Annotated in this window: 12 protein-coding genes; 4 read left to right on the forward strand and 8 right to left on the reverse strand. The window is 65.3% G+C overall.

Annotation, left to right across the window (positions count from 1 at the left end; genetic code table 11):
- On the forward strand, positions 1–1,054 hold a 1,054-nt coding region (locus tag QSJ95_RS31030), incomplete at its 5' end, for an NAD(P)H-dependent flavin oxidoreductase (protein ID WP_285647520.1).
- Between the two features lie 231 nt (positions 1,055–1,285).
- Here QSJ95_RS31030 and QSJ95_RS31035 read toward each other — a convergent pair.
- Together QSJ95_RS31035 and QSJ95_RS31040 are read right to left on the reverse strand one after the other, a co-directional pair.
- Positions 1,286–2,338 (reverse strand): mechanosensitive ion channel family protein, encoded by a 1,053-nt coding sequence (locus QSJ95_RS31035; RefSeq protein WP_058488355.1) that lies wholly within the window; start codon positions 2,336–2,338, stop codon positions 1,286–1,288.
- 93 nt (positions 2,339–2,431) lie between these two features.
- Positions 2,432–4,165 (reverse strand): peptidoglycan D,D-transpeptidase FtsI family protein, encoded by a 1,734-nt coding sequence (locus QSJ95_RS31040; RefSeq protein WP_058488356.1) that lies wholly within the window; start codon positions 4,163–4,165, stop codon positions 2,432–2,434.
- 308 nt (positions 4,166–4,473) lie between these two features.
- Between QSJ95_RS31040 and QSJ95_RS31045 the strand changes: the two genes are divergently transcribed.
- On the forward strand, positions 4,474–4,803 hold the full coding sequence (locus tag QSJ95_RS31045) for a four-helix bundle copper-binding protein (RefSeq protein WP_082996211.1): 330 nt from the start codon (positions 4,474–4,476) through the stop codon (positions 4,801–4,803).
- A 43-nt stretch (positions 4,804–4,846) separates the two neighbouring features.
- On the opposite strand, the gene QSJ95_RS31050 is transcribed toward QSJ95_RS31045, so the two are convergent.
- A complete protein-coding gene (locus QSJ95_RS31050; RefSeq protein WP_037011165.1) occupies positions 4,847–5,257 on the reverse strand; it encodes a DUF1330 domain-containing protein in 411 nt (136 codons plus the stop codon).
- A gap of 117 nt (positions 5,258–5,374) precedes the next feature.
- On the reverse strand, positions 5,375–6,733 hold the full coding sequence (gene nhaA, locus QSJ95_RS31055) for a Na+/H+ antiporter NhaA (RefSeq protein ID WP_058488357.1): 1,359 nt from the start codon (positions 6,731–6,733) through the stop codon (positions 5,375–5,377).
- Between the two features lie 291 nt (positions 6,734–7,024).
- Between nhaA and QSJ95_RS31060 the strand changes: the two genes are divergently transcribed.
- Complete coding sequence (locus QSJ95_RS31060) at positions 7,025–8,998, forward strand: BCCT family transporter (protein WP_058488358.1); 1,974 nt, start codon at positions 7,025–7,027, stop codon at positions 8,996–8,998.
- Positions 8,999–9,017: 19 nt separating this feature from the next.
- Here QSJ95_RS31060 and QSJ95_RS31065 read toward each other — a convergent pair whose 3' ends face one another.
- The 4 genes from QSJ95_RS31065 to QSJ95_RS31080 form a co-directional block, all read right to left on the reverse strand.
- Positions 9,018–9,425, reverse strand: a complete 408-nt coding sequence (locus tag QSJ95_RS31065) for a DUF1850 domain-containing protein (RefSeq protein ID WP_024767251.1) — start codon at positions 9,423–9,425, stop codon at positions 9,018–9,020.
- Entirely contained in the window at positions 9,422–11,449 is a 2,028-nt protein-coding gene (locus QSJ95_RS31070; protein WP_058488359.1) for a TRAP transporter permease, read from the reverse strand. The genes QSJ95_RS31065 and QSJ95_RS31070 overlap by 4 nt, the downstream gene beginning before the upstream one ends.
- Positions 11,450–11,497: 48 nt before the next feature.
- A complete protein-coding gene (locus QSJ95_RS31075; protein WP_058488360.1) occupies positions 11,498–12,451 on the reverse strand; it encodes a TAXI family TRAP transporter solute-binding subunit in 954 nt (317 codons plus the stop codon).
- A gap of 113 nt (positions 12,452–12,564) precedes the next feature.
- Positions 12,565–13,905 carry a chloride channel protein gene (locus QSJ95_RS31080; RefSeq protein ID WP_058488361.1) on the reverse strand — a complete coding sequence of 447 codons (1,341 nt, stop codon included), beginning with the start codon at positions 13,903–13,905 and terminating at the stop codon, positions 12,565–12,567.
- Between the two features lie 140 nt (positions 13,906–14,045).
- Between QSJ95_RS31080 and QSJ95_RS31085 the strand changes: the two genes are divergently transcribed.
- Positions 14,046–14,387 carry a hypothetical protein gene (locus QSJ95_RS31085; RefSeq protein WP_141679707.1) on the forward strand — a complete coding sequence of 114 codons (342 nt, stop codon included), beginning with the start codon at positions 14,046–14,048 and terminating at the stop codon, positions 14,385–14,387.
- Positions 14,388–14,638: the final 251 nt, after the last annotated feature.

The raw sequence follows: 14,638 nt of genomic DNA on the forward strand, positions 1-14,638 counted from the left end.
GTCCGCAATCGGTGAAGCGGGCAGGTCATCGCCATTGAGCAAACTCGAGTCGCTGGGAGTCCGTTACCCCGTGATGCAGGCCGGCATGACGTCCATCTCGGGGCCGGCTTTGGCCGGGGCGGTTTGTGCGGCAGGAGGAATCGGCACGCTGGGTCTGCATGATGTCTCGGTCTGGGAACAAACCATCGAGCAGACCCGGGCGAAGGCGGCCGGGCAACCGATCTGCGTCAACCTGCTGTTGCCCTACACGCGCGCGAAGCATGTCGAAGTGGCCATCCGTCAGCAGGTACCGATGGTCACGCTGTTCTGGGGGGATGGAAAACCCTTGATCCAGCAGCTTCGCCGCGAGGGTGTCTTCGTCTTCCAGCAGGTGGGGTCGAGGCAGGAAGCGGAAAGGGCGCTCGATGCCGGGGTCGACGGGTTGATTGTGCAGGGTGTCGAGGCTGGTGGCCATGTCAGGGCAACCCAGCGGCTCGATGCTGTTCTGCCGGAAATCGTTGCGCTGACGTCGACCATCCCCCTTTTCGCTGCCGGAGGCATTTACACGGCAGAGGATGCTGAGCGGGCTATTCGTCTGGGGGCACATGGCGTCTGCTCGGGAACACGCTTTGTGCTGACGCCCGAGAGCAACGCGCATGAGGCATATCGCCAGAGGCTGCTGGCAGCGCAGGATACCCTTGTCACTGAACTGTTCGGATTGGGATGGCCGGACGTTCATCGTGTGGTGCCCAACAAGGCGACCGATCGCTGGTGTCGGGCGGATGGTTCCATTCCCGCCTGGCTGCGGTGCTTCAATTCTAGCCTGTCGTTCACACGTAGGCTGCTGCCGATGAAGGCCCATGCTGCCGTTTTCCAAAGACCGGGCCTGCCGGTCTTTTCGCCCGTTCCACTCGTCGACCAATTGCCCGCGGCCTTGCTCGAGGCTACAGCGCTATATGCCGGCGAGCAGGTGGGCCGTATTCGCAGCATTCTTCCCGCCGCCGAGATCGTCGAAAAGCTGGCTCGAGGAGTGACGCTGGGCGGTGCCGCAGCAAGAGCTTACGCGAGGAGTTAGCTTCAGCCTGAGGGCCAAGAGACTTCCAATGGCCGTTTTGAGGACTGAAGGGGGCTACACCATTACATAGAGGGTTGTATTGCTCGTGTCACTTTGACACTATCCGATCGTCATCATTGCAGCTGACCAGTCTGAACCCCATCTCCTGCTGAGCATCCACAATGATGGATTTTCCCTTTAAGGACCCGGCTTCGGCCGGGTTTCTTTTTTCAGGGCCGCGACAGGAAAGCTCTATTGAACTGCCTTGCCGGTTTGCTCCGGCATGCGCAATTCCCTTACAGGGAAGGCGAATTCGACGCCTAGCTCATCGAGCCCCGAAAGCAGCCGCAGGTTGATCGCCTGCTGGACGTCCATATAGCGGTTGTAGTCGGCGGTCTGCATGATGTAGACGACCTCGAACAGCAGCCGGCTTTCTTCGAAGGTGGCTAGATGGGCGCGGTCGAACTTCGCCTCTGTCTGGGCGTCGATGATTTCCTTCACGAGTCCCGTCACCGCCTTTGCCTTGTCGGCTGGGGTCCGGTAGCTGATCCCGAACTGGAACACGATCCGCCGGGTATTCATTCGTTTGTAGTTATGCAGCGTCTGCTTGAGCAGTTCGGTGTTGGAGCAGACGATCTGCTCGCCACTGAGGCTGCGGATGCGGGTGGTCTTCAAGCCGATGTGCTCGATGGTGCCCGCCACGTCACCGAACACCACGAAGTCATCGATCTCGAACGGCTTGTCGAAGCCAATCGAGAGTGATGCGAACACGTCGCTCAAGATGGTCTGCACTGCGAGTGCTACAGCGATGCCGCCTACGCCCAGGCTGGCGATCAGGGCGGTGATGTCGACGCCCAGGTTGGCCAGGATGGAAAGCAGCATTACAGCCCAGACGACGATCAGCACCACCACCGAGATGATTGTCGCCATCACCGGGTTCTGGATGCCACCGAATCGCGAGAGGGCGAGGTCGCGGGTCCACAGGCGGGCGCAGGCATCGAGCCACAGGGCCACCTGCAGGGCCAGGACGACGAACCATCCATGGGCCAGCGCCATCTCCCAGTTGACGGGAAGGGTGACCAACTTGAGGGCCAGCATCAGCGCGAAGACGAACACCAGGGTGTTGCGGGTCCTGTTCGCGATGACCGATGCGTAGCGTGCCCAGTGGCTGGTCCTGCCCTCCAGGCGCTTCCTCGTGGTGCCCAGCAGGAAACGAAACAGCCCATAGCCGATGACGGTCGTGGCCGCCACTAGCAGCAGATGACCGAGAAAGGCCAGATCGAGCCAGGTGTCGAGTTGCTCCATGGAAATCCTCCCGTTCGACTCGGTTTGAATAGTCTTGGTCGAGTCGGGTCGGGAGAAGTTCAGGAAAATGGCGAAAGGCGTCTCGAGGGCACCTCAGCCCGACGCCAGTGTCTGGCTAGCCGTTGCCGCCTCGCGCAAGGGCGGCTCCGGCAGATTGTCGGGTGGGGCTTCCAGGATGCGCAGGGCGCCACTCATCACGCGACTGAACACCGGCGCGGCGACCTTACCGCCGAAGTAGCCGTCGCGGCTGGGCTCGTCGATCACCACCGAGATGGCGATGCGCGGAGCGCTGACCGGGCCGAAGCCGACGAACATCGAGCGGTAGGCGTTTTCCCGGTAGCCGCGCGCACCGGTGGCGGCCTTGCGCGCTGTGCCGCTCTTGCCGGCCACGTGATAGCCGGGCACCCGGGCGCGATGGATGCCGCGGGGCGATTCGACCACCTGTTCGAGCATGGCCGTCACGGTGTGCGCGACCTTTTCCGGAATGACCTGCTCGGGGCGCGGCGCGCGCTCGCGGCGCACCAGCGATAGGGGCACCATGCGCCCGCCATTGGCCAGGGTGGCATAGGCGTGGGCCAGCTGCACGGCGGTTATCGACAGGCCGTAACCGTACGACAGCGTGGCCGTCTCCGCTGGCCGCCAGCGCGGGTAGGCCGGTAGGTTACCGACGCGCTCGCCGGGGAAGCCCAGACCGGTGTACTGGCCCAGGCCCATCCGTTGCATCACGTCGTGGATGGCTTGGCCGCCGATGTCGAACGCTACCTTGCTCATGCCGACGTTGCTGGAGTTGATGAGGATGCCGGTGAGGTCGAGTATGCGGCCCTCGCTGCGGGTTACGTCGCGAATGGTGTAGTGGCCGATGCGTAGGCTGCCGGGCCACACTTCGACCTGGTCGGACGGCCGCCAGCGGCCGCTTTCCAGCGCCGCGCACATGGAGATGGGCTTGACGGTGGAGCCCGGCTCGAACACGTCGGTCAGCGCGCGGTTGCGGATGGCCGCGGAGTCCAGGCCCTGGCGGTTGTTCGGGTTGAAGGTGGGCTGGTTGGCCATCGCCAGCAACTCACCGGTACGCACGTCGATCATCACCAGGCTGCCGGCCTTGGCGCCGAACTGGTCCAGCGTCCGCTTCAGTTCGCGGTTGGCGAGGTATTGCAGGCGCAGGTCCAGCGACAACGCCAGGTCCTTGCCGGGCTTGGCGTTGCGCACGACCTGCAGGTTCTTCACCACGCGCCCGTACAGGTCCTTGAGCACCAGGCGTCGGCCGGGCACCCCGGACAGCCAACTGTCGAAGGCATATTCCACGCCCTCCTGGCCGTGGCCGTCGATATCAGTGAAGCCGACCACCTGGGACGTCGTATCGCTGGCCGGGTAGAAGCGCCGATACTCTTCCCGCGCATAGACGCCCGGCACCTTGCGCGCCAGGATGGCCTGTCCGATCATCGGCGGCAGGCCCCGCTCCAGGTAGAAGAACTCGCGTTCGCGGTTGGCCTGCAGGCGCGCCGCGAAGGCCGCAGGCGTCTGGCCCAGGGCGTTGGCCAGTTCGGCCCAGCGTTCGGGCGCGGTGGCCAGTTCCCTGCCGTTGGCCCAGAGGGTGAGCATCGGCGTGCTCACCGCCAGGGGCTCTCCCCGGCGGTCGGTGATCTCGCCGCGATGGGCGGGAATCTTCAGATAACGCAGGCTACGCGCATCGCCATGGGCCTGCAGGAACTCGCGCTGATGCAATTGCAGTTCGAGCAGGCGCCAGCAGAGCACGGCCGAAAGAAGGCCGAAGAGCAGGATGACCAGGCGCAGGCGCCAGGGGTGGCTGAGGCTGGGTGGAATGTTCATTGGGCGACGCTGTCCGGGCGTTTCACTGGGCTATCTGTCGACCTGGGGCGCTGAAAGGGGGGCAATGTACCACGTCATCCGGACTGGCCTGCTTCGGGCGTTCGGCCCGAGAGGCTGACGGTCGTTGTGCGCTGGGCCGAGCGCCGGCTGGCAGGCCCTGTCGTTACGCATGGTCACTCGGGCGGTCGGCCGAAATCCTGAACCCCTTTGTCAGACGTCGGTCGACCGGGTTGTCGCCTTGTGCAGAACGATCAAGCGCGGTCGTTTGGCGATTCCTTCAACCACGATAACGAAGCGAGGATCAACCCATGCAGACTCAAGACTACGAGGCCTGTTTGCAGGCGTGCACAGACTGCGCCGTTGCTTGTGAGCGATGTGCCAGTGCATGCCTGGGCGAAGAAAATGTGCGGTCGATGGCTCGATGCATCGAGCTGGATCGCGATTGTGCCGATACTTGCCGTCTCGCCGCATTGCTCATGGCCAGAAACAGCTCGTTGGCCAAAGACGCCTGCCGGCTTTGTGCATGGATTTGCAGGGCATGTGGCGAGGAGTGCGGCAAGCACGAGCATGAGCATTGCCGCCAGTGCGCGGCGGCTTGCCGACTCTGCTCCGAGGCTTGCGAGCGGATGGCAGCCTGAAGTCTCGGGCACCGGTAGCGGATGCAATCGGTGCCTTGGGGGCTCAGGCCTCGCGTTCGGTGCTGGCGATGAGTCGCGAGTCGGCCAGGGCGGCTGTGCGATGCACCGTTGCCGCACGATATTCGCTATCGGCCAGCATGCTCAGGAACGCTTCCCTCGAGGGGTAGCGCACCAGCAGAATTTCGTCCCATCGCTCGTCTTCCGGAGCGATGAGCGCCACATGGGCGTCTGCCAGCAGCCGAACCGAGCCGCCGACTGCGGCGACTTTCGCCCCGGCGACGCGGGCATAGCGGGCATAGGCCTCGCGGCCGGTGCAGGGGGGCGCTCCCGCATCCGGCGGATAGTCGGCTTCGGTCCGGTAACGCAGCAGATTGAGCATCAGTATCGGCTTGCCTGCCGGCATTTCCTCGGTGAACCGGGCAAGTTGTTCGCGGCTTGGATTCAGGCTGGGCATGGCGTCGCTCCGGAAGGGGTGGGGATGACGTTGCTGCCGAGCGAGTTGGGTGGTCAAGGCCTATGCATGTGCTGAATGGCGCCGGATGACCCTGAGGCGGATCCTGGATCGGATCGTTCACTTCGCGCGCGCAGGCTCCCTTCCCTTGTCCTGACGCATGACGAAAGCCCCCCAGGCCAGCCCCAGCGCCGCGGCGAAGGTGGAGCCGATCAGTACGCCGAGCTTCGCGGGGCCGAGCAGGCTGGGCTCGGAGAAGCCGAGCATGGCGATGAAGATCGACATGGTGAAGCCGATACCCGCGAGCAGCCCGATCAGGATGACGCCTCGCCAGGTGACCCCGCTCGGCAATGCACACCAGCCCAGGCGCACCATCAACCAGGTGATGCTGATGATGCCGAGTGGTTTCCCGACGATGAGCGCGGCGGCCACGCCCAGCAGGACCCAATGCGGTGCCTCGGCAGCCAGGTCGATGCCCTGGAGGCTGACCCCGGCATTGGCAAGGGCGAACAGGGGCATGATGCCGTAGGCGACCCAGGGATGCAGGGCCTGCTGAACGCGTACCACGGGCGGGACCAGTTCGCGCTGAGCATGGCGCAGGCTCTTCAGGGGCGGCATCAGGTCGCTTGCGTCCCGTTCCGGCGATTGGGCCCGGCCGATCAGTTCGCCGGTGATGCGCGAAACACGCTTCAGGGGGCGCTCCCGCATCGGCATGCTGTATACCGGTGTCATCAGGCCGAGCACCACGCCAGCCAGGCTGGGATGCGCCCCGGTCATGAGCAGGCCGGCCCAGGTCACCGCACCCGGAAGCACATAGGCGTAGGCGGTTCCGACGCCGATCTTCTGCAGGCCGAGCACGAGCAGGATGCCCACTGCCGCGATGGCGAAGCCACTGTAGTCGAGGCCTCCTGAGTAGAAGACGGCGATGATCAGGACCGCGATGATGTCGTCGATGACGGCCAGCGCCAGCAGGAACACCCTGACGTTGGCGGGGATGGATTTGCCCAGCAACGCCAGCACGCCCACCGCGAAGGCGATGTCGGTGGCCGTCGGTATGGCCCAGCCCGAGTGCGCGGCGGGGGTGTGGTTTATCGCCAGGTAGATCGCTGCCGGCGCCAGGACACCACCAACAGCCGCTATCATGGGTAATGCCGCCTGGCGCAGGTTGGCCAGGGCACCCTCATGGATTTCCCGGCGGATTTCCATGCCGACGACCAGGAAGAACACGGTCATCAACCCATCGTTTATCCAGAAGTGGAGCGAACGCGAGAACGTGAAGGAGCCGATTCCGAAGGACAGCGGAGCGTGCCATAGGGCGTCGTAGCTATGAGCGGCCGGGGAGTTCGCCCACAGCAGGGCGATGACGGCGGCGACCAGCAGGACGGCGCCACTGACGGCTTCGATATGCAGGAAACGTTCAAGGTTGGCGAAGGCGCGTTCGGCCATTCGCTGGGCACGGGGCAGGGGATTCTGTTGCATGCGCACAAGCTCTCCGCGCGGCGGCCCGACCTACGCATTGACCTGTCTCGCCACCCTTGCAGCAGACACCCGGAGCGCAAGTCTACAGGACCCTTTCGCGGTGAGTGAAGTACCAGCGCCTCACGTTCGCACCGTTGCGTAAGCGTCATCACGCTGGCTGGAGAGCCAGGAATTACTCGGCGAAAAAAGCACCCATTTCCCATTTGCGGTAGGGATAGCAGGCCATGCTTGTTACCCTTGATAGGTTTTCCGCTGTGCTTCGGCACACAGATTCAAAGGAGAAAACCCGCAATGAATGCCCCATCCAAGCCAAGGAGTACCCTGAATCCACCGGTGTTCTACAGCAGTGCAGTGCTTATCCTGGTACTGGTGCTCTATGCCTCCGTTTTCCAGGAGCAGGCACAAGCGTTGTTCAACGACGTGCAGCAATGGATCATCACCAATGCCAGCTGGTTCTACATCCTCGCGGTGGCGCTGATCCTGATCAGCGTCGTGTTCCTGGCGGTCAGTCGCTATGGCGATATCAAGCTCGGCCCCGACCACAGCGAGCCGGAGTACCGCAGCAGCAGTTGGTTCGCCATGCTGTTTTCCGCCGGCATGGGCATCGGCCTGATGTTCTTCGGCGTCGCCGAGCCGGTCATGCATTTCACCACGCCGCCGGTGGGTGAGCCGGGCACGGTAGCCGCCGCGCGCGAAGCGATGAAGATCACCTTCTTCCACTGGGGCCTGCACGCCTGGGCGATCTATGCGATGGTCGGGCTGATCCTGGCCTACTTCAGCTTCCGCAAGGGCTTGCCGCTCACGCTGCGTTCGGCGCTCTATCCGCTGATCGGCGAGCGCATCCATGGGCCCATCGGCCATGCCGTGGACATTTTCGCCATCCTCGGCACCGTGTTCGGTGTCGCCACTTCGCTGGGCTATGGCGTGCTGCAGATCAACAGCGGTTTCCACCATCTGTTCGGTTTGCCGGTGAACCCCACCGTGCAGATCGTCCTGATCGCCATTACCTGCGGCCTGGCCACGCTTTCGGTGGCCAGCGGCCTGGATAAGGGCATCCGCATTCTTTCGGAGCTCAACCTGGGGCTGGCGGCGGTGCTGCTGCTCTTCGTGCTGTTGCTGGGCCCCACGGTCTTCCTTCTGCAGACCTACGTACAGAATACCGGCGCCTACCTGTCCGACATCGTCTACAAGACGTTCAATCTCTACGCCTACCAGCCCACGGACTGGATCGGTGGTTGGACCCTGCTGTACTGGGGCTGGTGGTTGTCCTGGTCGCCTTTCGTGGGTCTGTTCATCGCGCGCATCTCGCGTGGCCGGACGATTCGCGAGTTCGTCTGTGGCGTGCTGTTCGTACCGGCCGGTTTCACCCTGCTGTGGATGACGGTTTTCGGTGACTCTGCGATCCACATGATCCTCACCGATGGCGTGCAGGACCTGGCGGCGATAGTCGACCAGGACAGCTCGCTGGCGCTGTTCGCCTTCCTCGAGCATTTCCCGCTGTCGAGCGTGGTGTCCATGGTCGCGGTACTGATGGTGGTGGTGTTCTTCGTCACCTCCGCCGATTCCGGTGCTCTGGTGGTGGATATGCTGGCCTCGTCCGGGCATGACCACTCGCCGCTATGGCAGCGCATCTTCTGGTCGGTGAGCATTGGCGTGGTGGCGATTGCGCTGCTGCTGGCCAACGGACTGAAGGCACTGCAGACCGCGACCATCGCCAGTGCGTTGCCGTTCTCCATCATCCTCCTGGCGTCGATCTGGGGATTGTTCCGTGCGTTGCACCTGGACGCCACCCGCCGCGGCCTGCGCAACCAGGCACTGCCGTCGCCGCGCCAGGCGCCCCATGCCCATGGCGGCTGGCAGCGGCGTCTGCGCAACATCGCCATGTTGCCGCGGCGTGCCCATGTGACGCGCTTCATCGCCGAGGTGGCGAGGCCGGCGTGCGAGGAGGTCGCCGCCGAATTGCGCAAGCAGGGCTACGAGGTAACGGTGAGCGAACGCGAAGACGGCCGCGTGAGCCTGGAACTGGACCACGCCGGCGAAGGCCGCTTCCTCTACGAAGTGCGACCGCGCGCGTTCACCACACCCAGTTTCGTCATGCGTGACACCGAGGAGAGCAGCGATGCGCGCAAATACTTCCGTGCCGAGGTGCATCTGCGCGAGGGTGGCCAGGACTACGACATCATGGGCTGGAGCCGCGATGACGTGATCAGCGACATTCTCGATCAGTACGAAAGGCACCTGCACTACCTGCACGTCGTCGGCTGAATGAGCGCGATTTGCTGCGCTAGAGGGGCCGGGACGTTTCTGTGGTCGTCTCGCAGGCCCAGAAATCCACGGCCGGGGTCGCCGTCGTCGGTGGCCCCAGCCAGTGCGACAGCGCCTGGCAGCCGTGTTCGGTGCATAGCTGGTAGTCGCCGGCCTCGGGCGTGCGCCCGGCGTGCAGCGGTTGCAACGGTGGAAGGTGGCGCCGGTAGTGCCAGGCGCCGTCGCGCAGGACCGCACCATCCGGAATCTCCATGCCGGCGCCGTTGCCGCGCACTCTCGCCTCGCCCAACAGCAGGCCGGCAGAGGTCACCTGGTAGTCCTCCTCCCAGCGGATCTTCTCGATGCTGTGCTGCCAGGCCAGGGTGAAGTGCTGCAGCGGCAGGCTGGCCCAGACCACCCCGGCCAGCCCCAGGCACAGGCCGGTCATGCCGGCTGCCCGGCAGCGCCGCGATGGCGCCACAGGTGCCAGCCGAGCACCGCCGCGCCCAGGGCGAAGCCGGCTTCGTCGCTGATCGGCAGGGCGAGGATCAGCAACAGGCCGGCGGCGAACGCCAGGCCGCGCTCCCACCATGGCATGGGGGCACTGAGGTGGCCGATGGAGGCCATGCCCCAGAGCACCACCGCGAAGATCGCCTTGACCAGCATGTAGAGCGTGGCCGCCCAACTGTCGCCCTGCATCATCAGCGCCGGGTCGTAGACCGCCATGAAGGGCACGACGAAGCCGGCCAGGGCGATGCGCACCGCCCAGAAGCTGATCTTCAGCCCCTTCTCCTGGGCGATGGGGGCGGCGGCGAAGCAGGCCAGGGCCACCGGCGGGGTGAGGTCGGCGAGGATGCCGAAATAGAACACGAACATGTGCGAGACGATCAGCGGCACGCCCAGCTCCAGCAGGGCCGGGGCCGCGATGGAACTGGTGATGATGTAGTTGGGGATGGTCGGGATGCCCATGCCCAGCACCAGGCAGGTGAGCATGGTCAGCACCAGTGAGAGAAACAGGTTGTCGCGACCCAGGTCGAGGATGTAGCCGGCGAAGGTGGTGGCCACCCCGGTCAGCGAGATGACGCCGATGATCACCCCGACCAGGGTACAGGCGATGCCCACCGGCACCGCATGGCGGGCGCCTTCGGCCAGGGCCATGACGCAGGCCCGCAGGGTGGCGTGGCCGCCGCGGATGAAGAAGCAGGCCAGCGCCAGGGCGGCGATGACCAGGAAGACGATGCCGATACCCAGGCGGAAGAACCCCGAGCAGAGCACCCCTAGCGCCACCCAGAAGGCGATGCGCAGCCAGGTGTTGCCGGCGCGCAGGATGATCGCCGAGCCGAGGATGACAATGGCAGTCAGCGCTAGGCCGACCATGCCCGAGTACAGCGGGGTACGCCCGGAAAACAGCAGGGCGATCAGCACCAGCAACGGGATCAGCAGGAACCAGCGCTGGCGCAGCGCGCCCCAGGCGCTTGGGCATTGCTCCGGCGGCAGGCCGTGCAGGTGGCTGCGCCGGGCCTCCAGGTGGACCATCCAGTACACCGAGCCGAAATACAGCAGGGCCGGGATCAGCGCCGCCTTGGCCACCTCGGCGTAGGGCACGTTGATGGTCTCGGCCATGATGAACGCCACCGCCCCCATCACCGGGGGCATGATCTGGCTGCCCATGCTGGAGGTGGCTTCGACGCCGCCAGCGAAGGCCGGCGAGTAACCGAAGCGTTTCATCAACGGAATGGTGAACTGCCCGGTGGTGACCACATTGGCCACCCCGGAGCCGGTGATGGTGCCCATCAGCGCCGAGGAGAACACCGAGACCTTGGCCGGTCCGCCGCTGCGGTGGCCGAACAGGCCCATGGCGAAGTCGGTGAACAGGCGGATCATCCCGGCCTGTTCGAGGAAGGCGCCGAATAGGATGAACAGGTAGATGTAGGTGGCCGACACGTAGGTGGGCGTGCCGTACAGGCCTTCCGTGCCGAAGGATAGCTGGTTGACGATTTGGTCGAAGCCATAGCCGCGGTGCGCCAGGTCGCCCGGCAGGTACTGGCCGAGCAGACCGTAGACGAGGAACAGGGCGCAGATGATCGGCAGGGCGATGCCCATGACGCGCCGGGCGGCCTCGAACACCAGCACGATCAGTACCAGGCCGATGAGCATGTCGCCGTGGGTCAGCTCGCCGGAGCGCTGGATCAGGTCGGCCTCGAAGAACCACTGGTAGGCCGCGGTGGCCATGCCCGCTAGGCCTAGCAGCCAGGCCAGCGGTTGCCAGGGACGGCCATGGCCGCGCGCCGGGTAGCTCAGGTAGACCACCAGCAGCAGGAGGCCCACGTGCACCGCGCGCAGGACCTGGGTGGAGATCAGCGGAAAGGCCGCGGTGGCGACCTGGAAAATCGAGAAGGCCAGGGCGACGGCGAACAGGCTGGCGGGCCAGCGCTCGGTGTCGGCATGCAGGCCGTGGGCGGTATCGCTCATTCGGGGTCTCCTGCGGTGGCCGGCCCCGGCGTGGGGCCGGCCCATGGCTCAGGGAAGCAGACCTTTTTCCTTGTAGAAGCGCTCGGCGCCGGGGTGCAGGGGGATCGGCAGGTTCTTCGCCGCCTTGTCCAGGCTGATGTCCTTGGCTGCCGCATGGGCGGTGGCCAGGCGCGGCAGGTTGTCGAACAGTTGCTTGGTCATCTGGTAAGCCAACTCGTCACTCACCCCTTCATGGGTTACCAGGATATTGACGATGGCCGCGGTGGGCACGTCGGCGTCCTGGCCGTCGTAGGTCTTGGCCGGGATGGTCGCCGGCAGGTAGGCGTTGTTGCCGATCTTCGCCACCACCTCGGCGGGGATCGCCACGAAGCTGACCGGCATGGTCGAGGCGAGGTCGCGGATCGATGCCTGGCCCAGACCCGAGGACTGCAGGGTGGCGTCGAGCTGGCGGTTCTTGATCAGCTCCACCGACTCGGCGAAGGGTAGGTATTCCACCTTGCCCATGTCCTGGTAGCTCAGGCCGGCGGCCTTGAAGATCGCACGGGCGTTCAGCTCGGTGCCGGACTTGGGCGCGCCGACGGAGATGCGCTTGCCCTTGAGGTCGGCCAGGGAGGTGATCCCCGACTCCTTGCTGGCGACGATCTGGATGTAGTTGGGGTAGGTGCCGGCGATGGCCCGCAGCTTCTTCAGCGGCGTCTTGAAGCCGGCGTCGGCCTCGCCTTTCCAGGCGTCGGCCACCGAGTCGCCAAGAGCGAAGGCCAGTTCGCCGCGGCCGGCCTGCAGCAGGTTGAGGTTCTCCACCGAGGCCTTGGTGGCCTGCACCGAGGTCTTGCTGCCCTCGATGCCGTGGCTGTAGATCTGCGACAGGCCGACGCCCACGGGGTAGTACACACCGCTGGTGCCGCCGGTGAGGATGTTGATGAAGACAGGGGCGGCCTGGGCGGTGGCGCAGACGGCGAGGAAGGCGGCGCCGGCCAGCGCCAGGCGGGTGCGTCGGATCATGGCTGGGTCTCCAGGTTCTTGTTCTTGTGCCTGAATGACTAACCGTAGAACGCTTGCGCCCGGCTTGCCCAGGTTTTTAGCCGAAAGTCTAAGAGCGCGCGACTGCTTTTAGCTCAGGGTTTATTTGGTGCCAGCTTGTCGAGGACCTGCCGCGCCAGGGCGTGGTACAGCGAGACCGGTGCGATCCAGCCGGAGACGGTGGCGGCCATGACCGTGGCCGCCAGCATGGGGATGAGCAGGTCGGGGCTGTGGGAGAGTTCCAGGACGATCACCGAGGCGGTCAGCGGCGAGCGCGTCACCCCGGCGAGGTAGGCGCCCATGCCCAGCAGCGCGCAGGTCTGCGGGTTGACGTCGGGCAACTGGGCCAGCAGCGGGGCGAAGGCCGCGCCTATGCTCAGCGAGGGCGAGAACAGGCCGCCGGGGATGCCGGCGAGGTAGGACACCACGTTGGCCAGGAACTTCCACAGCAGGAAGCTCTGCTCGGTCATCGGGTGGCCCTCCAGCAGGGCGCGGGTCTCCTCGTAGCCGGTGCCGAACACGTGGTTGCCCGAGGCCAGCCCCAGCAGCGCCAGCAGCAGCCCGCAGGCACCGGCGAAGCGCACCGGGAAGCGCTCGCGCAGGCGGCACATGCGGCCCAGCCAGCCGGCCCGGGTGGGCAGCACCAGCTTGACGTAGAGCCCGCCCAGCAGGCCGCCGAGCAGCGCGCAGGCCGGCACCTCGCTCCAGCCCCAGCCCGCCGGCAGGCTGCCGCCGATCTCGCCGAAGTAGGAGTAGTGGCCCATCAGCCCGAGGGTGACGGCGCCGCCGATCAGCACCGCGGTCAGCACCAGGCCGCTGAAGCGCTGCTCGAAGGTTCGGCTGAGCTCCTCGATGGCGAACACGATGCCGGCCAGCGGCGTGTTGAAGGCCGCGGCGATGCCGGCCGCGCCACCGGCGAGGATCAGCCCGGCGATGGTGCGCCGGCCGTGCAGCCCCAGGCGCCGGCCGAAGGCGTAGATGACCGCGGCGCCGACGTGCACCGTGGGCCCTTCGCGGCCCACCGAGCCGCCCACCAGCAGCGCGCCCAGGGTGAAAAACATGCGCACGGCGGCCACCGGCAGCGTCAGTACCTGGGCGCGGAAGCGCCGCGAAGGCGACTCCAGCGCGGCGATCACCTGGGGAATGCCGCTGCCCTTGGCCTCGACGAACCAGCGCTGGGTGACCCAGGCCAATAGGGCGAAACCCGCGGGGGTGACCAGCAGCGGCAGCCAGGGGGCGACGCCGAGCATGCGCTTGAACAGGGCGAAGGACTGGTCCGCCAGCCAGGCGAAGGCCAGCGCCACTAGGCCCACCAGCAGCGCGCCGACCCAGAACGCCAGGCGCTGTCGCCATTCCAGCCAGCGGGGCCGGCGGAAACGCCGGGGGCGGGCAGGGGAGGCTTGTTCTGCGTTGGCTGGGCTGGGTTGCTCGGACATCGACGGGGCCTGGAGCGTGGACAAGAAGTCGATTATCGTAATCTTTGACTTGTCTGCCGATGAGAGAAATAAGTCTCTGACTCCGATCTAACGTCTCTGTGCCTTCTCTTCAGCCCGATGCCAATCCGATGGAAGGGTGGTTGAGCACACTGGTCAAAATCAAGCGCAAAGTCGGTGATGGCGTGCTGGTGCTGCCCGCCCACAATGAGTGTTTCAGGGGGCTGCATGCCCGCTTGGATGATCTGCTGCAGCTCCAGCACCGGCTGCTGGCGGATTTGCTCGTGCGCCTGAAGCAGCCTCGTCGGGCGGTCGACGTATTCGAGTGCCTCTTCAGGCGCGAAATCACGATGTCCGATGGCTTCCTGCTGACGATGGCAACCGGCGAGAGCCTTGCGAATCTGAACTACCTGGTCGCTTCCGGAAAGGTGACGAGGCAACAGGATGAGTCAGGCGTCGATTGGTATTGCGCCGCAGGTGTCTAGGCACGGATGTCGTGTGCTGAGGATGAACCCCCGTAAGCCATCTCAGCGCAGTGCCCGCCGCAGGATAGCGACGGTCACATCGGGTTCGATTGAACGGTGACCTTCGTGTTCATTTTTTTGCCTGCAGACAGGCCGTGGAAGTCGCCTCGATGGTTGCAGCCGAGGGCGCTCCACTGGGGCGTTTCAAACGCCATTCTCTCGAAGAGTGTCTGCTGGCAGACACTCTGGCCTGCAGCGTACCAATAGGATTG

It is taken from the genome of Pseudomonas sp. NBRC 100443 (genome assembly GCF_030268185.1).
Taxonomy (GTDB): domain Bacteria; phylum Pseudomonadota; class Gammaproteobacteria; order Pseudomonadales; family Pseudomonadaceae; genus Pseudomonas; species Pseudomonas citronellolis.

What these genes read in the sequence shown, in the direction of transcription:
- QSJ95_RS31060 (WP_058488358.1), top strand. Translation starts at nt 7,025, where the DNA reads ATGAATGCCCCATCCAAGCCAAGGAGTACCCTGAATCCACCGGTGTTC.
- QSJ95_RS31075 (WP_058488360.1), bottom strand. Translation starts at nt 12,451, where the DNA reads ATGATCCGACGCACCCGCCTGGCGCTGGCCGGCGCCGCCTTCCTCGCC.
- QSJ95_RS31045 (WP_082996211.1), top strand. Translation starts at nt 4,474, where the DNA reads ATGCAGACTCAAGACTACGAGGCCTGTTTGCAGGCGTGCACAGACTGC.
- nhaA (WP_058488357.1), bottom strand. Translation starts at nt 6,733, where the DNA reads ATGCAACAGAATCCCCTGCCCCGTGCCCAGCGAATGGCCGAACGCGCC.
- QSJ95_RS31035 (WP_058488355.1), bottom strand. Translation starts at nt 2,338, where the DNA reads ATGGAGCAACTCGACACCTGGCTCGATCTGGCCTTTCTCGGTCATCTG.
- QSJ95_RS31080 (WP_058488361.1), bottom strand. Translation starts at nt 13,905, where the DNA reads ATGTCCGAGCAACCCAGCCCAGCCAACGCAGAACAAGCCTCCCCTGCC.
- QSJ95_RS31065 (WP_024767251.1), bottom strand. Translation starts at nt 9,425, where the DNA reads ATGACCGGCCTGTGCCTGGGGCTGGCCGGGGTGGTCTGGGCCAGCCTG.
- QSJ95_RS31050 (WP_037011165.1), bottom strand. Translation starts at nt 5,257, where the DNA reads ATGCCCAGCCTGAATCCAAGCCGCGAACAACTTGCCCGGTTCACCGAG.
- QSJ95_RS31070 (WP_058488359.1), bottom strand. Translation starts at nt 11,449, where the DNA reads ATGAGCGATACCGCCCACGGCCTGCATGCCGACACCGAGCGCTGGCCC.
- QSJ95_RS31040 (WP_058488356.1), bottom strand. Translation starts at nt 4,165, where the DNA reads ATGAACATTCCACCCAGCCTCAGCCACCCCTGGCGCCTGCGCCTGGTC.